4 protein-coding genes and 1 pseudogene are annotated in these 2,493 nt (G+C 54.2%); all 5 read left to right on the top strand.

The features are described from left to right. Window positions 1–249 (top strand): annotated as a pseudogene (locus tag B5G12_RS14090) (ParB/RepB/Spo0J family partition protein); the annotation flags it as partial. A gap of 35 nt (window positions 250–284) precedes the next feature. Next, entirely contained in the window at window positions 285–746 is a 462-nt protein-coding gene (locus B5G12_RS14085) for a hypothetical protein (RefSeq protein ID WP_087325483.1), read from the top strand. Between the two features lie 66 nt (window positions 747–812). Next, a complete protein-coding gene (locus tag B5G12_RS14080; protein WP_087325482.1) occupies window positions 813–1,271 on the top strand; it encodes a hypothetical protein in 459 nt (152 codons plus the stop codon). A gap of 93 nt (window positions 1,272–1,364) precedes the next feature. Continuing rightward, the gene (locus B5G12_RS14075; protein ID WP_087325481.1) at window positions 1,365–1,835 is read left to right on the top strand and encodes a PcfB family protein; all 471 of its coding nucleotides are present in this window, start codon (window positions 1,365–1,367) and stop codon (window positions 1,833–1,835) included. Continuing rightward, window positions 1,832–2,493 (top strand): type IV secretory system conjugative DNA transfer family protein (locus tag B5G12_RS14070; RefSeq protein WP_158099730.1); only part of this gene is annotated, 662 nt, incomplete at its 3' end. The genes B5G12_RS14075 and B5G12_RS14070, both read left to right, overlap by 4 nt.

The raw sequence follows: 2,493 nt of genomic DNA, 5'->3' as shown, positions 1-2,493 counted from the left end.
CAAAACGCGCCCTCCCTTTCCCAGGCCCAGCGGATCAAGAAGCTGAGCCAGGAGGGCAAATGCACCTACGACGCCATCTTCGACATCATGGGCGAGGAAAAGAAGGCCGAAATGGACCGCGTGACCATCAAAAACGAGGTGCTGCGGAAATACTTCCCCAAATCCTACACGCCCAAACAGATGCAGGACACCATCATCAAGCTGCTGGAACAGTGGCAGAAAAAGCGCCAGCGCAGCCAGGAACGCTGACCTGCTGGCACGATGCAGAGACAGGAGGACATTCAATGTACGAACAGAAGATGGACAGCACTTTTTCAGAAGAATTGGAAGCAATGGAGGCGCTGGAGGCTTATGTGTCCAGACTATTCTTTTACGACGTGTATGATTTGGATTGCACTATGACCCAGCAGGAAAACGGCTATCTGGTAGTTACTGGCCCGGATATTCCCTTATCCATCATTCGCATGGAAAACGCGCAGGATTATCATCCTGATTTTCAGAGGGCAGATGTTCTATTTGGTTTGCCCGATATGCCCATTATGATGAGCTATTCTCCCGGGAAAGTATCGTGTGTGGCCGGTAAACGCTACCTGATTGGCCCAATGGTTTTCTTTCGATTGGGCAAGGAACTCTCTGTTGCTTCCCTCTCGCTGGGCGATTTGCAGTATGTGCTGAAATTCCTGAACAGTCACCAAAAGTTTATTACAGTCGATGGGGAAAGCCTGCTGGTCATCTGCCTGGATTAAATGCAGAAATTCTAACCGGCTGGCACAAATCACAAAATACAAAACACAAAATTGGAGGAATCGCCTATGAACAAAACGAAACCCACCCTCGCACAGCAGACCTATGAGAAGGTCTGCGCCATCGAGACCATCCTGAACAGCCTGCTGGCAGACAGCAGCACGCCTGTATCTGGCCCGCTCGTGCCGGAGCGCCCCCTCTATCTGGCAACGGCTGGCCCTGAGATGCCCCTTTCGGTTATCCGTTTGGAGGATGCTCCCGACTATCTGCCCTGTTTTGACGAGGCTGACCTGCTGTATGGCATCCCCGGTCTGCCCATCCTCATGAGCTACTGTCCGGAACAGGTCATGGATATCGGGGAGGAATCCTACCTCGTTGGCCCCATGGTCTTTTTCCGCATCGACCACATTGGCAACACCGTGTCCCTTCAGGTAGCGGACCTGTATCAACTGGCCGAGTTCCTGGAGGAACACAGCGTCATCCTGATGCAGGGCGGCGAAAGCTTTATCGCCATCCGGCTGGACTGACCATGTGGACGAGCGCGGTATTTTTTGCGGCGGGTACCTGGTTCGGCTTTTTCATCGTGGCCCTGATGCAGGCGGGAAAGGAGGATGACCCCCATGCAGGAAGATGTGGAGAACAGAACGATCAACTTCGCCATCAGCACCACCAAGCTGACGGGCCGGACGATCCTGGCGGCGGCTCGTAAGTTCTTGCAATGGCGGGCGGGCAAGACGCACGGTAAACCGGTGGGCAAGCAAAGCGTCAAGCAGCTTCTGCGGCAGGACCAGGGGGCCACCAACATTGAGATCGAGAAAACCGGCATCCGGGATTTCAAGCGGATCTTGGACAAGTATGGTGTGGACTACGCCATCACCAAAAATCACGACGACCCGCCGCGGTATCTGGTTTTCTTCAAGGCGCGGGATGCCGATACCCTGACCGCCGCCTTCAAGGACTACTCCGCCAAGCTGGTCAACAAAGAGAAACGCCCCAGCGTGCTGGAGCGTTTGCAGCAGTTCAAGGCCCTTGCTGCTGAGCTGGTGCCTGGTAAGATGCGGGAAAAGAAGCAGGAGCGTGCCGGCCGATGAACCAAAACACCAAACGACTTGTGCTCCTGAACCTGCCCTATGTCCTGATGGGCCTGTACGCCACCAATCTGGGTTATGCCTGGCGGCTGGCTGTCGGGGCTGACTTTTCCGAAAAGATGATGTCCCTGATGGGAGTTTTGCCAGAGGCGCTGGGGCGAATCGTTCCAAGTTTTCATCCGTTGGATATGTGCGTCGGTCTGTGCTGCGGCGCGGGACTGCGGCTGGCGGTCTATCTCAAAGGCAAGAACGCCAAAAAGTACCGCCACGGCAGCGAGTACGGCTCGGCCCGCTGGGGCAATGCCAAAGACATCGAGCCGTATGTGGCCCCCAAGTTTGAGGACAACATCATCCTGACCCAGACCGAACGTCTCACTATGTCCAGCCGACCCAAAGACCCCAAAACAGCCCGGAACAAAAATGTCCTCATTGTAGGCGGTTCCGGCAGCGGTAAGACCCGCTTCTGGATCAAGCCCAATCTCCTGCAAATGCATAGTTCCTATGTCCTCACAGACCCGAAAGGTACCACGGTTTTGGAGGTCGGCAACGCCTTTTTGAAGAAAGGCTACCGCATCAAAATCTTCAACACCATCAACTTCAAAAAGTCGATGCATTATAATCCGTTCGTGTATATCCACTCAGAAAAGGACATTTTGAAGCT

Source organism: Faecalibacterium sp. An58 (assembly GCF_002161515.1).
Taxonomy (GTDB): Bacteria; Bacillota; Clostridia; order Oscillospirales; family Ruminococcaceae; genus Faecalibacterium; species Faecalibacterium avium.
Note: the sequence above shows the minus strand (reverse complement) of the source record. Positions and strands in the feature narration are given on the sequence as shown.

Excerpts from the sequence above, each read along its gene's own strand:
- B5G12_RS14080 (WP_087325482.1), top strand. The coding sequence starts at position 813 with ATGAACAAAACGAAACCCACCCTCGCACAGCAGACCTATGAGAAGGTC.
- B5G12_RS14085 (WP_087325483.1), top strand. The coding sequence starts at position 285 with ATGTACGAACAGAAGATGGACAGCACTTTTTCAGAAGAATTGGAAGCA.
- B5G12_RS14075 (WP_087325481.1), top strand. The coding sequence starts at position 1,365 with ATGCAGGAAGATGTGGAGAACAGAACGATCAACTTCGCCATCAGCACC.